Source organism: Rhizobium sp. FG113 (assembly GCF_057809895.1).
In genome coordinates, this window is sequence record NZ_JBMDKV010000009.1 from 141,018 (window position 1) to 158,030 (window position 17,013).

Sequence of the window (17,013 nt, forward strand, 5' to 3'; positions counted from 1 at the left end):
CCTATTCAGTCGGAACAGATCATGGGCGGGTTCATTCTGGCGATCGATCAGGGCACGACGTCGTCTCGGGCAATCATCTTCGACGGCAGAATGACGATGGTCGCCTCGGCGCAGATGGACGTCCGGCAGCACTATCCGCAGGCGGGCTGGGTCGAACATGATGCGTGCGAGATATGGGAGAGTGTCGTCACCACCGCGCGGCAGGCGATCGACAAGGCGGGCATCGCGGCCTCGGCAATCGCCGCGATCGGGATCACCAATCAGCGTGAAACGACCGTTGTATGGGATCGCAAGACCGGCAGGCCGCTTTACAGGGCAATCGTCTGGCAGGACAGGCGCACCGCCGAGATCTGCGACAGCTTGAAGGCGGATGGTTATGAGAAGCTGGTTCGCGCCAAGACGGGGCTGCTGCTCGATCCCTATTTCTCCGGCACCAAGCTGCGGTGGCTGCTCGACAATGTCGATGGGCTGCGGGAGCGCGCACGGATGGGCGGTGTTTGCTTCGGCACCATCGACAGCTGGCTGATCTTCAACCTGACGGGCGGGCGGGTTCACGCGACCGATGCGACCAACGCTTCGCGCACCATGCTTTACAACATCACTGATGCCACATGGGACGACGAGCTTTTGGGCGTGCTTGCGATACCGGCGCCGCTGCTGCCTGACGTCAAGGACTGCGCTGACGATTTCGGGGTCACGGACAAGTCGATCCTCGGAGCGGCAATCCCGATCCTGGGCGTTGCCGGAGACCAGCAGGCGGCGACGATCGGTAACGCCTGTTTTGATCCTGGCATGATGAAATCGACCTATGGAACGGGTTGTTTCGCGCTGCTCAACACCGGCCGGGATCGTGTCGCCTCGTCGAACCGGATGCTGACGACGATCGCTTATCGGCTGGACGGCGAAACGACCTATGCGCTCGAAGGGTCGATATTCATCGCGGGGGCTGCCGTGCAATGGCTGCGCGATGGGCTCGGCCTCATTTCGCGCGCCTCCGACAGCGGCGCTTTGGCTGTTGCGGCCGATCATGGGCAACGCGTCTACATGGTGCCGGCATTCACCGGTCTCGGCGCGCCCTATTGGGACCCGCAGGCGCGCGGCGCCATCTTTGGATTGACGCGCAACAGCGGGCCGGCGGAGCTTGCGCATGCGGCGCTTGAATCGGTCGCCTACCAGACGCTGGACCTGCTCGTGGCCATGCGCAAGGATTGGGGCGAGCGTCGGATCGGGACAGTGCTCAGGGTCGACGGCGGCATGACGAATTCCGACTGGACGATGCAGCGTCTCGCCGACATCGTCGCCAATCCCGTGGATCGCTCCGCAGCGCAAGAAACGACGGCTCTCGGTGCTGCATGGCTTGCAGGATCGCAGGCGGGTGTCTGGCCGGAGCGCGCCGCTTTCGCGAAAGCATGGCACAGCGACCGTCAGTTCCTGCCAACGATGCCGGACACCGAACGGCAGGAGAAGATCGCCGGCTGGCGCGATGCCGTATCGCGAACGCTTTCGCGCCCGCTCAGCCCGTGATCTTCACGTCCGATCCGGCGAGCAGTGAGAGGTCGCGGGCGGCCTGTTGCAGCATGACGATCGTCCCGTCGATATCGGGTGCGTCGGGCGCGTTGACGAGGCCAATATAGGGGCAGGTGAGGGCGGCGATGACGCGGCCGTCGGGGCCGAGGATCGGGGCCGACAGGTTGTGGACGCCGGCGGTCTGGGCGCTCGGCATCTTCTCGTAACCACGTTCGCGAATATCGCTCAGGCGCTGATAGAACTCTGGTCCCAGCCGCTTGGCCTTAGGATCGCGGGCATGCTCGGCGATCATCATTTCGCGTTCCTCATCGGTGCGGAAGGCCAGCAGCACGTGGCCGGAGCCGGTTTCAAGCAGGCTCATATGCGAGCCGACGCGGATCGAGATGCCCCAGTAATTCGGTGCTTCGTGCTGGGCGATGACGACGGCGGAAGCTCGATCGAAAACGACGAGATGGTTTGCCTGGCGGGTGCGCTGCGCGAGGTCGCGCATCAGCGGCATGGCGAAGGAGGCGAGGCGACGGGCAGGGGCGTGCAACTGCGATAGGCCGAAGAGCTTGAGCGTCAGCGTGAAGCGGTCGCCCTCAAGCTTGGTGACATAGCGGCGGCGCACGAGCCGGTCGAGCATGCGGTAGAATTCGTTGGGGCTGCGGTCGAGGCGCTTGGCGATTTCCGCCTGGGTCAGCCCCTCCTCGACGCTCGCCAGAAGCTCGAGGATATCAAGCCCCTTGTCCAAGGCAGGCGCCCGGTACCGGTCGGCTTCATCCGCGTCCATGCTGTTCTCCTGTGAATATGCCTTTACATATACAAATAAGCCGAAACCGAAAAGCGAAAGTTCGGCCGTGCTATCGACTGTGCGGGACGACTTTTCGGTTTCACGAAGCAGCTTGCTACCCATCTCTGGCGCACATAGCATGCGGCAGATTTGCAGGATGACGCCGATGTTTCTGACGCAGGAAGAGCTTTCAAATATCATCGCGTTTCGCCGCGAGCTTCACCGCTATCCCGAGGTCTCGGGCGAAGAGGTCGAGACCGCGCGCCGGGTACAGGAAGCGCTGCTTCTGGCAAAGCCCGATCGGATCGTCTCGAACCTTGGCGGACATGGCGTTGCCGCGGTCTATGACGGCGCCATTCCGGGGCCGACGGTGCTTATCCGCTGCGAGCTCGATGGGTTGCCGATCGAGGAGATCTCCGACGAGGAGTACCGGTCGACGATCCCGGGCAAGGGACATCTTTGCGGTCATGACGGGCACATGTCGATCCTGATGGCGGTTGCGACCGCGCTGGGGCAGAAGCGGCCGAACAAGGGGCGTGTTATCCTCCTGTTCCAGCCGGCCGAGGAGAATGGCGCGGGTGCGGCCGCAGTGCTCGCCGATCCTCAGTTCGCGACGCTGAAACCCGATATGGCGCTTTCGCTGCATAATCTTCCGGGTGTGCCGCTCGGGCATGTGCTGCTGCGCGAAGGGCCCGTCAATTGCGCGTCGCGGGGTATGAAGATCATTCTCAACGGCAAGACCTCCCATGCATCCTGCCCGGAGGATGGCGTTGCGCCGACATTCGCGCTGGCGAGCCTGCTTGGCGGGCTCACGGCGCTCGGGAGTGTTGCGCCTGTCGGTCCCGATTTCGCGCTGGTGACCGTCACCCACGCCCGGCTCGGCGAGCCCGCCTTCGGTATCAGCCCCGGGCGGGCCGAGATATGGGCGACGCTCAGGACGCTGACCGACGAGCGGATGGCCGGGCTGGTGCAGCGCGCCGAGATGCTGGCGAAGAGCGAGGCGGATGCGGCCGGGCTTCAGATCGAGATCACTTACGAGGATGTGTTTCATCAGTGCTTCAACTCGCCTGAAGCCGTCGATGCGTTGCGGCGGGCGCTGGATGACGAGGGCGTCAGCCACCAGAGCGACAGTCGCCTGCTGCCGATGAAGGGCTCGGAGGATTTCGGGCTGTTTCGAACCGTGGCGCCGTCGGCAATGTTCTTCCTCGGGTCGGGCGAGACGCATCCGCAATTGCACAATCCGGATTATGATTTCCCCGAGGCATTGATCCCGATCGGGGCCGGCGTGTTTTTGCGGGCGGTCACCAATATCCTCGGCTGATGGTGCCGCAGATTTGATTGATGTCATGTGCGCCGGCTTATCGAAATTGCCCGTGCAGGTCGTTTTTCCCTTTCCCGCTCGGCACGATGAGCCTATCTACGATCGGGTTCGACCGACGCCCCACGCCGCACGTGCTGTTGCCGGCCGTTTGATCCAGATTTCACATTGGCAGATTGATGACAGCAGTTGAGACGGTCGAGGCGGATGGTGACGCGGGTAGCGCGCGCCGTTCGAAAATAGTGGCGCTGGTCGTCGCCGTATCCTTCTTCATGCAGATCCTTGACGGCACGATCGTCACCACCTCGCTGCCGCAGATGGCGGCGAGCTTCGGTGTTCCCACGATCTCGATGAGCATCGGCATCACCGTCTACATGCTGACCATGGCGGCCTTCATTCCGCTGTCGGGCTGGCTTGGCGATCGCTATGGCGCACGCCGCGTCTTCATGGCGTCCATCGCCGTGTTCACCGTCGCCTCGCTGCTCTGCGGCCTTTCCGAGAATCTGACCGAATTCGTGCTCGCCCGCGCGGTCCAGGGCGCCGGCAGCGCGCTGATGACGCCGGTGGGGCGGATCATCGTGTTGAAGAACGCGCGCAAGTCCGAACTGGTGCAGGCCATTGCGCTGATTACGTGGCCGGCGCTGACGGCGCCTGTCATCGGGCCGCTGCTCGGAAGCGTCATCACCACCTATGCAAGCTGGCACTGGAACTTCCTCATCAACCTGCCAATCGGCGTGCTCGGCATGGCGCTTGTCTGGCGTTTCGTGCCGGAGCAGCGCGAGGAGGATGCCGGGCGGCTCGACGTGCGCGGCTTTATCCTGAGCGGTGCCGGGTTGACGCTTCTTCTGGCGGCGCTCGAACTGTCCGCGAAATGGCATGGCGGTCTTTTGCCGGTCGGCGCCATGCTGGTTGCCGGCATCGTGCTGTCTTTCATCGCCTACCGGCATTTCATGCGGGTCGACAATCCACTGCTCGATCTCTCGTCGTTCAAGGTACAGACCTTTGCGATCGCCACGCTGTCGGCCGGAACGGCAAGCCGCACGTCCATCAACGCGCCGCCGTTTCTGCTGCCCCTGTTGTTCCAGCTCGGCTTCGGGCTGAGCTCCATCGAGGCGGGCATCTACCTGTTGGTCTATTTCCTCGGCAATCTGAGCATGAAGACGGTGACGACGCCGTTGCTTGCCCGGTTCGGCTTCCGGACGGTGCTCTTCTTCAACGGGTTGATCGCGGCGCTGACGATTGCTGCCTGCGGCTTTCTCGTGCCGGAGACGCCGCGTCTGGTGATCTATGCGCTGCTGTTCATCACCGGCCTGTCGCGCTCCATGCAGTTTACCGCGCTGAACACGATTGCCTTTGCCGATATCAGCGGCGCGCAAAGAAGTTCGGCCTCGACCTTGTCGAGCATGCTGCAGCAGATGTCGATGCTGCTCGGTGTCGCGATTGCGGCTGCGGTTCTGAACGTGTCGGCTGCGGTTCGAGGGCTTGGTGATCCCGGACTTGTCGATTTTCGCTGGGCTTTCGTTGTCATCGGCGCGATCGGCGTCGTTTCGACGCTACGGTTTCTGCAATTGCCTCACGATGCCGGTGCCGAGGTTTCGGGGCACAAGCGTCAGCGGTAGCGCGTAGACGGTTATCCAGGTGCGGCCGATTTCCACGTCGCCGCCCGGATCGTGACGTGATAGCGAGGGCTCAGATGATTGCTTCGAGCCGCGTCGCCTTTCTGTCGCCTTTCTTTCCTATGAAAAGCGGGCGCTCGTTCTCACTACCGAAGTTGCTACCAAACCTGGCGGGGATACCTTGCGGCTGACACGTTTTCTGCTTCAGAGCCTATTGTTTGTCTCGCTGGCCGTGGCCGGCGCTGGTTCCAGCCATGCGCAGACCCCGCCGCCCGCCGCGCCGGCGCAGAGCGTTCAGCCGGCTGCCGAGCAGAACGCTGCCGCGCAGAGCGGGCCGGGCGATCAGGCCGCCAAGCACATGGCCAAGGCGAAGGCCGATTTTGCCGCACTTCAGGAGAGCGTGAAGCAGAGCGTCGACGACGATGACGGGCTAGTGGCGCTGGCGGGGCGGGCCGATGAGCTCAATCGCGGCGTTGCCGGGATTTCAGGCGGGATCACGCCGCGTCTCGATCAGATCAAGGCGCGCCTGGCCGAGCTCGGTGAGCCGCCGAAGGAGGGGCAGCCGCCCGAGGCCGAGATCGTCGCCAACGAGCGGAATGCCTTGATGGCGGAGCGCGCGCAGCTCAACGTGGTGCAGGGTGACGCCGAAACGCTGACCGCCTCGCTCGGCCGGATGAGCAACCAGATCGCGGAACTGCGCCGCAAGCTGTTTGCCGCGACGCTGCTTCGCCGCAGCGACATTTCCGCCTCCGTGCTTGCCGACGCCGGCACCGCGTTTGTTCAGGAAGTGGGTGCGTTCCAGCAGGCGCTGGCGAGCTGGCTGGGCTTCGTGCTGAAGTTCAAGGCCTTCGCCTTTGCCGCGGCCATCTTCATGTCGCTCGCAACAGCGCTGATCCTTCTGTCGGGCAGCTACCGGCTCTTCGGGCACTATCTGCAGCGCAAGGAGAGCGATGAGCCGCCCTCCTATATCAGCCGGCTTTCGATTGCCTTCTGGTCGACGCTGGTGAGGACGCTGTCGCTCGCGACGCTTCTGGTCACGTCCTATCTGTTCCTCGATAGCTTCAACGTTCTGAGACCCGACATCGCGCCTGTGGTCGCGGCGCTGTTTTCGACGATCGGCGTCATCTATTTCGTTCGGCGCTTCACCAATGCCGTCTTCGCGCCACGCGATCCGCAGTGGCGTCTCGTCCGCCTGTCCAATCGTGGCGCGAGCTCGATCAGCGCCTGCCTATTGGCGATGGCGATCGTCCATGCGCTGGACTTCTTCTTCGGCAGCATCAGCGAATCGATGGGTTCGCCTCTGGTTCTGACCGTCGTCAGAAGCTGGATCGCGGCCTTGATCATCGGTCTGATCCTGATCGCGGCGTCCTTCGGGCGACCGATGATGGCGAAGAGCCGTGATCCGGATGCGCCTGGCCGGCATTGGCCGAAGGGGCTGGCGATTGTGCTGCGTGTCCTCGGCGGCGGTCTTATCTTCGCGGCGCTGACCGGTTATGTCGGCTTCGCGCGCTTCATCGCCTCGCAGCTGATCTTTACCGGCGCGATCGGCGTCACGACCTATATCGGCCTGCTCTCGGGCAAAGCGATTTCGCGGACGGAAACCTTCGGCGATACCCGGCCGGGGCAATATCTGGCGTCGCGCTTCAAGCTCGGGCCTGTCGTGATCGACCAGGTCGGGCTGCTCGTCGGCTTCTGCATCTATGGCGTGGCGCTGGCGACCGGTATTCCGCTCATCCTGCTGCTCTGGGGCTTCCATGTGCAGGACCTGCAGCTGATCGCCTACCGCCTGTTCACGGAAGTCAGGCTCGGCGGCATCAGCATTTCGCTGGTCGGCATACTCACCGGTATCCTGCTGTTTGCCGGCTGCTATCTCCTGACGCGCTGGATCCAGCGCTGGCTCGACAACAACGTCATGGCCCGCAGCCATGTCGATCTCGGCGTGCGCAATTCGGTCAAGACGGGCATCGGCTATCTCGGCGTCGGCATCGCGGCGCTGATCGGCGTGTCGGCTGCCGGTATCGATCTGTCGAGCTTCGCGCTGGTCGCCTCGGCACTGTCCGTCGGTATCGGTTTCGGTTTGCAGAATATCGTGTCGAACTTCGTTTCCGGCTTGATCCTGCTGGTCGAGAGGCCGTTCAAGGTCGGAGACCACGTGGTGTCAGGCACGGCCGAAGGTATCGTCAAGCGCATCTCGGTGCGCGCCACCGAGATCGAGACTTTCCGCAAGCAGTCGATCATCGTGCCGAACTCGGAGCTGATCAACGCCAATGTCGGCAACTGGACCCATCGCAACAAGATGGGACGCTCCGAAATCCCGGTGTCTGTCAGCTACGATTCCGATCCGCAGAAGGTGATGGATATCCTGCTCGAGCTGGTGAACGCCGTGCCGCTGGTGCTGCGCAATCCGGAGCCGCATGTCGAGTTTCTGCGCTTCGGTCCTTACTCGCTCGATTTCGAGCTGCGCTTCATGCTCGGCGACATGGGCGACGGGTTGAAGGTGCGCAATGATCTGAGGATCGCGATCCTCAAGCGTTTCCGCCAGGAGGCGATCGAGATCCCGCTGCCGCAGAGCGACGTGGTTTTCCACCGCCAGCCGGATACGGTCACGCCGGATGCGGCGATACTGGCGCCCGAGCCCGTGGTGGACGAGCCAGTCGATAGCCGCGATATCGAGGAAGGTGATGGCAGGGTGCGCCGTCTTCGTGGCAAGTCTGAAGGCTAGATCAATGCGGGCACAGGCTCTGCTTGTGCTCGTTGTTGACTGCACGTGATGTAGTGAACCGATCACTAGGTTATAGATTACAACACGCTGAATAGTCCTTTAATCATGTTGCCAAGAAAGCCGCGCCCTTTGCGCCGGACGCTAGTTTGTCCGGTCAAGAACGTGTCCGTTTAATACTTATTCAAACACCCTGATGTAGCGATTTGAACCAAGCAGACGATTTTCTTCTTGGGGTTTTGAAATGGCTTTTTTGGGTATTTCCGGGATGCAGTATTCCGGTGGCACGTTTGAGAATGTACGTATTGTTGTCGCCGAAGACTCCAACGTCTTCACCTCGATGATCAGCAAGCGCCTGAAGGAGCTTTTCGACATCGAGGTCGAAATCTGCCGCAACTTCGAAGAGTTGCAGCTCTGCTACGACAAGTCCTCCCAGGAAATCACACTCGCCATTTCCAACATCAACCTGCCGGGCGCCGAAAACGGCGAGGCTTTGGAATATCTGGTGGATCTCAGCATCCCGACGATCGTGTTCACCGGCACCTTCCAGGAAGGCATGCGCGACAAGCTGGTCGCCAAGGAGATCGTCGATTACATCTTGAAGGACAATGTTTTCGCCGTCGACCTTCTGGCTGAATCCGTCTGCCGCTTCCTGACCAACCATCGTCACCACGTGCTGATCGTCGATGACAGCCCGACGGCGCGTGCGTTGCTGTCCAGCCGCCTGAAGCGCTACAATTTCCGTGTCAGCACGGCCGATAGCGGCGCCAAGGCGCTCGAAACCCTCAAGGCAAACCGTGATATCGGCCTGATGATTACCGACTACAACATGCCTGATATCGACGGCTTCGAGCTTACCCGCCGCATCCGTTCCAGTATCGGCTCGCATGAGCTGAGGATCATCGGGGTCTCGTCGTCTTCCAACCGTCTGCTCTCGGCGCGCTTCCTGAAGGCCGGCGGAAACGACTTCATGCTGCGTCCGTTCATCGACGAAGAGTTCTATTGCCGCGTCAATCAGAACCTCGACACGCTTCTGCAGATCCAGGCGATGCAGCCGGCGCGCAAGAGCGCCTAAGCGGCCGCATCCGCTAATCCATGCACCGGGGTGCAGGCATCTCTCCAGGGAGTGTGATTGCACTCCCGGAAGTGCTCTCCACTCCCATACCCAACCGATGAAAATCGCCTTTCGCGCCCCGCCTGCGGTCTTTTGACCGGATGCGGCGCGGGACGCATTTTTGTTCGCCAGGCAAAGCCCAACAAGGCAGGTGACCGACATGAAATCAGACATTCTGCGTGAACGACAGGCCTCGCAACGCGAGGGGCGCACGGTTCTTCTGGTCGAGGATTCGCGCATGTTCTCGTCCGTCCTATCGCACCGTTTCGAGACGGAGCTCGGGTTGACGGTGACGCATTGCGGATCCCAGGAGGCGCTCGACGCAGCGCTTCTGGAGGCCGAGGATGGTTTCAGCATGGCAGTTGTCGGCCTCAATCTGCCCGGCGCGCGGGATGGAGAAGCGCTTGACCAGATTCTTGCGCATGACATCCCGGCCATCGTTTTTACCGGATCGTTCAATGCCGACGTGCGCAACCGCATCACATCGCGCAATGTCATCGACTATGTCTTGAAGGATAACGAGTTCGCGCTCGACAATCTGATCGCCGCCGTGCGGCGCGCCATCTCCAACCGGAGAACGCGTGTGCTTGTCGTCGACGATATCGTTTCCGCCCGAAGTGCGCTCGTCGAGCTGCTGGAAGCGCAGCAGTTCAAGGTGTGTCAGGCCGGTACCGGCATCGAGGCGCTGGAGGTGCTGGAGAAGCACGCCGATATCGAGCTCGTTCTCACCGACCATCACATGCCCGACATGGACGGATACGAACTGACGCGGCGGATTCGCAATCGCTACAGCACCGAGCGAATCCGTGTGATCGGCATCTCGTCGTCGGGAGACCGGTTTCTGTCCGCGAGCTTTCTGAAGGCCGGCGCCAGCGATTTCGTCTATCGCCCCTTCGTGCCCGAGGAACTTCAATGTCGCATCTCGCACAATATCGAGACGTTGACGCAGATCAAACAGTTGCGGGCTGCGGCGGCGAGCGACTATCTGACCGGGCTCTATAACAGGCGCTATTTCTACGACCAGGGACCGCGGATCATCACGGAGTGTCTGCGCGGCTCGCGACCCGCCTCCGTCGCCGTTCTCGACATTGACCATTTCAAGCGTCTGAACGACACCTATGGCCACGAGATCGGCGACCGGGTGCTGAAGGCGGTTGCGATGCGGCTGCAGAGCGAATTTATCGGCACTGACAATCTCCTGTCGCGCGTGGGTGGCGAGGAGTTCGCTATGCTTTTTGCCGGGCTGGACTCAGCGGCCGCGACGGCGCTTTGCGACCGGGTGCGCGAGGAAATTCAAGCGCTGAAGATCGTGGCCGAGGAGGAAGACATTTCGGTCACCGTCTCCATTGGCGTCGCCGAAATCGGTGGTTACGAGACGTTCGAGAACTATCTCAACGCCGCCGACCAGTATCTCTACATGGCCAAGCATCATGGGCGTAACCAGGTCTATTCCGACGCGCGTGTGGTGACGAACGCGGCGGAGTGATGTCGCATCCACGATAGCGGTTTACGGCCGCTATCGTGGGCACTTGTCGTAAGGCTCAGGCCGCGATGGCCTGGCGGGCCGTGGCCATCGTCATCTTCCGCTCGGCGCGCTCCTGCTGCGGCGAGCGGTGGTAGAGTTCGCGATAACACTTGGAAAAGTGAGACGCGGACACGAAGCCACAGGCAACCGCCACTTCGACAACAGGCATCGACGATTGCACCAGCAGGTGACGGGCGCGGTCGAGCCGGATTTCGAGATAATAGCGCGCAGGGGAACGACCCATTTCCTGGCGGAACAGGCGCTCGATCTGCCGGCGCGACAGGCCGGCACCGTCGGCGATCTCCAGCAGCGACAGCGGCTCGGCGAGATTGCCTTCCATCAATTCGATGATCGACAGAACCTTGCCGTTCTGAACGCCGAGGCGGGCGCGCAGTGGCAAGCGCTGACGGTCGTGCGGGCTGCGCACGCGGTCGGTCAGGTGCTGCTCGCAGACGCGGTTGACCAGCGTCTCGCCGAAATCCTCGCCGATGAGGTTCAGCATCATGTCGAGCGAGGCGGTGCCGCCGGCGCAGGTGTAGAGATTGCTGTCCACTTCGTAGAGATCGGCATAGACCTCCGCCTGCGGGAAGGCTTCGGAGAAGCCCGGCAGGTTTTCCCAGTGGATCGCGCAGCGCTTGCCATTCAGGAGACCGGCCTGGGCAAGCACATGCGCGCCCGTACAGAGACTGCCGACGGCGACGCTGCGATTGTAGGATTCGCGCAACCACGCATTGACGGACTTGTTGTTGAATTCCTCGACGTCGATGCCGGAACAGACCAGCACCATGCTCGGTCGGTTCTCGCCGCCGAGGTTGCGACGCTCGTCCGCCAGCGATGTGTTGGCCTCGACGCCGATGCCGCAGGAGGAATAGACCTTTTCGCCATCCACCGAGGTCAGGCGCCAGGTATAAGCCTGGTAGCCCAGCATGCGGTTGGCGATGCGCAGCGTATCGATCGCGGCCGAAAAGGGCAGCATCGTAAACTGCGGTACCATGAAGAAGACGATGGAGCGTTTCTTATGCGACATCTTGCTCATGCGAGAAATCCATGATGGAGGGCCAATGCGCTATTGGTGCTTGGATTGCGCCGCTTAGATATTCAGAAAGCGACATTCTCATGGAAAAATGCGGCCGCAAAGAGCAAAAATGCGACATTGCTTGAATTGACGTCGGTCAATTGGCTTTTGCCAAGAACAAATGTTCGCTAAAAGCCGCCTTGGAAATACATGTTCCTGATATTCAAGATTAAATCACGAGGGGCCTAAAACGACGAAAGCGGCGCTGCGGGTAAGCAGGCGCCGCTCTCATGCGGGGAGGTATGTCGCATCCATTACATCGCCTTGTGGTCGTCTACATTATCCGCCGACGGCCAGCCGAAATCCTTGCGCATGTCGATCGGCATGGCTTCGATTTCGCGGGCGGCCTGCCACTGATGCCATGCGCGGGCAACCTTGCGGGCATAGGCTGACAGGGAGTGATCATGATGAACCACATGGGGCAGCTTGTTGTCTCTGAAGGTGATCGTGGTCATGTCGAATGTCCTTTCTCGTATCGACCGACGTCTCTCGGTTGTGAATTCGTTGTTACTGATATGGTCCTTTGCGGCCCATCAATCAAACGAATAGAGTTTATGGCTATCATCAATCATTTTGAATGATTGGCCGATCATGTGGATCGGGCAGCCAATGGCGCTGACGATGTGTTTGGGGAAAAAATATCGTACTCTGGCGGAAAAAATTTCGGTATTTTTCGGAAAAAATGTGGGGTCTAGAGTCAACTAAATTTTCCAAAGCAAGCAAAATCAATGGTTTAGTTTTTTGGCGCTTTTCGGGGTCCAGTAGGGGGAAATGCGTTAGGCGGAGAATACCGCTCGGCGCGTCTTCTCCTCCGCAAAGAGATTTTGACGCCGGTGATTGTTGTTTCGCGGACCTCCAGCGGCTGTGGTGAGATATTTAGGTCGAGCGCGAAACGACGCGGCATCTATCCACAACCCAGCGAAGACAGATGCGCGGCCCGCGTCTGTCAGCATTGCGGGGCGGCTTCCCGCGCACTAGCCGCCCAGGCACGCTCTGATTAGTGATGGCGCGACTGTTGATACGAAAGCCATCCCCGCCGCTGCAGAATTAGTTATCGTGCTCCCCGGAGAGATATGGAAACGCCCCAAGATGTCTATGAAATCCGCACGCACTGCGACATCACTTCTCTTTGGTAGGTGACATCCTTGACACTAGGTAAGGAATTCTAAATCGAATTCTTTTGAATTTCCTTCCACACCTCTCAAGCGAGCACCAAGGAATTCTTTTGTCAAAAAGGAATTCAATATCGACGACCCGATTGAAGTTCCGCCGGATATAACTCGGCTTGAGCACCAAGGAAATTCGGAAGGAAAATCATAGTCGCATTTCGCCGAAGCAATTGAAAAAAGGGCACTTTTATTCGTGTTGACGCAAAGCGTCACGAATTTCCGTCTAAGGGAGAATCTGGAGGAAAATCTTGATTTCCTTTGGGAATAATATCCGACTGTTCAGTTGTCAGAAGTTTTTTTGCGATTGGGCGCTCTAAATCGTTTTTCACGCTTATAGCCAGCCGCGATTGGCTCACCCACGAGCCAATAACCCTTGCCTTGGTACTCGAATTCGTCGGATTCCCATAAGATTTTGCCGACGCGCTGCGCGGGCTTCGCACCCTTGATCAAGATGCCGTCATCGATCAGTTGGGCTAATATCTCCGTCCGCCCAAGCGGATGTCCGGCGGCTTTAAGTATCTCTTTCGCACGCTCGCGCACGAGCGCGGTAAGGGTTGAACCTCCGCCTGGTTGCCGCGTCTTTTTGCCTGCTACCGGGCCCAGCGTCTTAGTAGTGGTCTCCATCTGCTGCAGTAGATCGCGGAGCGCCTTGGTCTTGGCATCAGACGCCTTCGCCATTTGTCGGAGGGTATCTGCTCGTGCCTCCAGCACCTCGGCTCTCGATCTAAGCGAAGAGGCCTCTGCTTCCGACGAAGCGATGTTCCGTTTGAGTTCTCCAGCCCAAGCGCAAATATCAGGATCGCCAAGAGTGTCATTCTTTTTGTGGATGTTAAGATTCTCTTCTTCCTCCTTTTCGAGAATCATATATGAGTCATTCATGTTCGTTCGCATCTTTCCAAACCTGATTTGCCTCTGATTGAATCGTACCGAGTTATGGCTTTCATGTCATTTGTAAACATTGAGCATTGGCCACAACCCTCAGGAATTTCCTTGAGATAACGATAAGGAAAGCCTCGTTCCGTGCCAACTTACCGAGAGCCATATGTGGTTGAGTGGTATGCCTTTGGCAGGGCCGAGGGCGGCGGTCCTGTACGGTGGATCGCGAATGGTCACCGTACGCATGCCGTGGGTCTATTGCCGCTCAACAAAAGCCGTCACATGGGTAGTCCATGGGAATCCAGAGCAGTGGAGTCGGTCGTGCTGCGCATGTTAGCAGTCTGCTCGCGTGTTGTAGACATTGTCGCACAGCCTCATAGCCTTTTTATCGGGCTGAGGGGTATCAAGAGGCAGTTGCGCTATACCCCCGACATCGAAGTTCGGGTCCACCCCTCATTCAGGGACGAACTCGTCAGGGGAAGACCGCTTCATGAAATTGTCGCAGCACCTTTCGCGGAACCTTCGCACTCTTTCGATCCCGTTACACTTGTTTTCGAGTTGAAGTCGGATAGCGATCAAACTGTCAACGATGATGTTGCGAAGATGAAAATGGACATAGTAAAGGCGGTCTATGGCCACGCAGGCCGCCCTTTTTTTACGCTCCATCACACTCCGCATATTGATCGGCAATTTACCGATTCACTCATATTTCTTGAAATCGCAGCAAATGACCGTGTCGGGGCCTTGGAAAGGTCGCGATGCGTTCTCGCATTCGGGGGGGCGCGGTGGCTACAATTCAGTACCCTTTCTGCAGAGCTTGGAGGGCAGCCCCGGGGCGATAGATTAGTCAAAGCCCTCCATTACAAGCATGCGGTTTCAATAGACTTGAGCAGGGGCCTTTCGCCCAGTTCGCCAGTGTGGCTTCGGCTTGCGGGAGAGCAATCCGGCAATGCTTAACATCCTCCTCGACGACCGCTTCTTTGTGCGCGACATTATGGTGCCAGGCGAATTCTCCGTGGATGCGCTTAACAAGAAGGATATTTCTCTTTCGAGATATCCTGGCGGGGAGACTATACGCATCGAGTTCACAGAGTTTGCGGTCCGTCACGCGGGCGGACACATCACCAAGACCGCAAGTGCCGGACAGAAGCTTGCGACGATGAAAGTGAAGCATCTTCTTGCTCTATTCGAACCTGAAGGACGCCAAGTTACGGCGGGTCAGGCTAAGGATCATGACGAAGAGCTTGAAGCGGTTCTTTGGGCGGGAACCAAGCAATTCTATGCCAATCGGTACATCGATCACCGAGCCGAAGTGGGCTATTACACTAAGGGAGACCCTCATCTCACGGAATTTATCGCAGCCAACCATGCCGATGCGTCGAGTCGAGGGTTCGGGAAGACCATACCGTCAGCGTCAACGATCAGAAAGCTTGTCTTCGGAAGGACTTCGCACGTTTCGCTTGTCGACTGCTTCCGCAGGCAAGGTGGTGGTGTACGTGACAGAGGAATTTGGCCTAGCTGGGTTTATGAACTTGCGACGGAGGCGATAGAGCAGCGGTTCGACGGTGGGTTCGCCACACCCGGCCAGGCATACGAGTGGTTCTTCGCCGAATTCTACAAGGAACGCGACGAAGGCGTCGGGATTCCCACAGGCAAGCGGCAGAAACCGCCGGATGAAAAAACCTTCAACAACTGGCTGAAGAAACACGCAACTAAAGAGAGGCTTGCAAAGCTTCAAGGCGAACGAGAAGCCGCGCGACGGCTGCAAGGGACAATCGTGCCACAGGATGCTCGATACCCACTACACATCGTCATCATCGATCAAACATTGGGGAACATTTGGTCAGCGGTTAAACGCCAGACGACGGAGAGTGGCCAAACTCATCAGGAAGTGCCAGCCGATGGGGAAGAAGCTGAAATTCTTGATACGAAGCGCGTTGAGGTCGTTTACGCCGTTGACGCGTTCACAAGGATGACGCTTGGCATCATCTTGACCTTTGCGCCACCTAGCATTTCGACGTTCATGGCGTGCTTGAAGATGGTCATGACACCGAAGATCGGGTGGATTAAGCGGTTTCCGGACCTGGCTGATGCGACTGATGGCTATGGATGTCCCACGACTATTGTTGTCGATAACCTTCGTTCTCATGTCACTAGAAGCGTTCAGTTGGGTTTGCTGTCGATTGGGATCGGCATTGAGTACGCACCACTAGCCTCCCCCGAGTGGAAGGCAGTCGTAGAAAGAGCTATCGGTACGTGCAAACGGGTGATGGCCACATTGCCAGGCGGATTCTCAATCGATGAGGATGTGACATCTGCAGATTATCGGAAATACGCACGTTTCGATCTTGAAGAAATCAACGATCTGGTGATCCACAAGATCGTCACTGAACACCACATGCTCGTGCACGGTGGGACCGATGAGCCACCAGCCTATCGGTGGTCTAAACATCTGCCTTTGCACGGCCGTGGAATGGTAGCCGATATTCGCGTTCTCGACCTGCTACTCAGACGACGTGGCAAAGCCAAGCTCACGCCGAGCGGCGTGATGTTCAAAGGCCACCGATATCAGAATACAGCATACACGACCCAAATCTTGAATTCACGCGCATCTGAGTTGACGTTGAAAACTGGCAAGCGATCCACCTTAGAAGTCGAGGTGTTATGGAATCCCAGCGATGTCTCATCGCTTGGAGTGATCGACGCAAAATCGAACGACATACTGTTTTTCGAAAACGTTGACCCGGTGTTCGCAAACAAGGCCGTCTCGTTCGAATTCGCGACATCCGCGCGTCAGGCGAACAAGAAGATATTCGAAGAATACTATCCTCCCGCCACCAGGGCGAAGTACCTGCGCGAGTTTTTCGAAATGCTGCAAGCCCGCATCAAAAAGGAGACGCATCGCGATGCTAAGAAGACCGCGCGATTGCTCGAAGGCGGCAGAGCTGTTGTCATTTCGGCCGACGTTCAACAGTTCGACGTGGTCATCCCTGTGACCAATCTCGGCGTGTCGCAGGTTGACGTGCCGGTCCAACTTCGGCTGGAGCACATACAAGGGCCAACGGAAACGCCAAAACAGACTGGGCTTAACCGATCCATGAAGAAGACCGAAAAGTCGGCTCCTCCGTCCGAACCAGTGATCCGCGATCAACCCGACGTGCCCGCCACATATGCAATGTCGGCCGAAGCGAGTGAGGCTTTTCTGGACCAATTAGAGCGAAGTGGACGTCGCTCCCTTCGGCACTGACTACCTATTTGAGGAACAAGAGCGATGGATGGACGGCCAAACATAACAACCGAAT

At 58.9% G+C, this 17,013-nt stretch carries 11 protein-coding genes; 7 read left to right on the top strand and 4 right to left on the bottom strand.

What is annotated here, in order from left to right; all coding sequences use genetic code 11:
- Window positions 1-21 precede the first annotated feature (21 nt).
- Entirely contained in the window at window positions 22-1,524 is a 1,503-nt protein-coding gene (gene glpK / locus ACODTZ_RS20865; protein ID WP_489027777.1) for a glycerol kinase GlpK, read from the top strand.
- Here the strand turns inward: glpK and ACODTZ_RS20870 are convergent.
- Entirely contained in the window at window positions 1,514-2,299 is a 786-nt protein-coding gene (locus ACODTZ_RS20870) for an IclR family transcriptional regulator (protein WP_489027779.1), read from the bottom strand. The genes glpK and ACODTZ_RS20870 overlap by 11 nt on opposite strands.
- Before the next feature lie 166 nt (window positions 2,300-2,465).
- On the opposite strand from ACODTZ_RS20870, the gene ACODTZ_RS20875 reads away from it, so the two are divergent.
- From ACODTZ_RS20875 to ACODTZ_RS20895, 5 genes are all read left to right on the top strand, one after another.
- The gene (locus ACODTZ_RS20875) at window positions 2,466-3,620 is read left to right on the top strand and encodes an amidohydrolase (protein ID WP_489027781.1); all 1,155 of its coding nucleotides are present in this window, start codon (window positions 2,466-2,468) and stop codon (window positions 3,618-3,620) included.
- 176 nt (window positions 3,621-3,796) lie between these two features.
- A complete protein-coding gene (locus ACODTZ_RS20880; protein ID WP_489027783.1) occupies window positions 3,797-5,236 on the top strand; it encodes an MFS transporter in 1,440 nt (479 codons plus the stop codon).
- 178 nt (window positions 5,237-5,414) lie between these two features.
- Window positions 5,415-7,955, top strand: coding sequence for a mechanosensitive ion channel family protein (locus ACODTZ_RS20885; RefSeq protein ID WP_489027785.1), 2,541 nt, complete (start codon window positions 5,415-5,417; stop codon window positions 7,953-7,955).
- Between the two features lie 241 nt (window positions 7,956-8,196).
- Window positions 8,197-9,027 carry a response regulator gene (locus ACODTZ_RS20890; RefSeq protein WP_209233692.1) on the top strand — a complete coding sequence of 277 codons (831 nt, stop codon included), beginning with the start codon at window positions 8,197-8,199 and terminating at the stop codon, window positions 9,025-9,027.
- Between the two features lie 199 nt (window positions 9,028-9,226).
- Entirely contained in the window at window positions 9,227-10,552 is a 1,326-nt protein-coding gene (locus ACODTZ_RS20895; RefSeq protein ID WP_413391392.1) for a diguanylate cyclase, read from the top strand.
- Window positions 10,553-10,607: 55 nt separating this feature from the next.
- On the opposite strand, the gene ACODTZ_RS20900 is transcribed toward ACODTZ_RS20895, so the two are convergent.
- The 3 genes from ACODTZ_RS20900 to ACODTZ_RS20910 form a co-directional block, all read right to left on the bottom strand.
- Window positions 10,608-11,627 (bottom strand): GlxA family transcriptional regulator, encoded by a 1,020-nt coding sequence (locus ACODTZ_RS20900; RefSeq protein ID WP_018900461.1) that lies wholly within the window; start codon window positions 11,625-11,627, stop codon window positions 10,608-10,610.
- Between the two features lie 293 nt (window positions 11,628-11,920).
- The gene (locus ACODTZ_RS20905; protein ID WP_489027788.1) at window positions 11,921-12,121 is read right to left on the bottom strand and encodes a hypothetical protein; all 201 of its coding nucleotides are present in this window, start codon (window positions 12,119-12,121) and stop codon (window positions 11,921-11,923) included.
- A gap of 993 nt (window positions 12,122-13,114) precedes the next feature.
- On the bottom strand, window positions 13,115-13,699 hold the full coding sequence (locus tag ACODTZ_RS20910; RefSeq protein ID WP_203428606.1) for a hypothetical protein: 585 nt from the start codon (window positions 13,697-13,699) through the stop codon (window positions 13,115-13,117).
- A 961-nt stretch (window positions 13,700-14,660) separates the two neighbouring features.
- On the opposite strand from ACODTZ_RS20910, the gene ACODTZ_RS20915 reads away from it, so the two are divergent.
- On the top strand, window positions 14,661-16,958 hold the full coding sequence (locus ACODTZ_RS20915) for a DDE-type integrase/transposase/recombinase (RefSeq protein WP_203428607.1): 2,298 nt from the start codon (window positions 14,661-14,663) through the stop codon (window positions 16,956-16,958).
- Window positions 16,959-17,013: the final 55 nt, after the last annotated feature.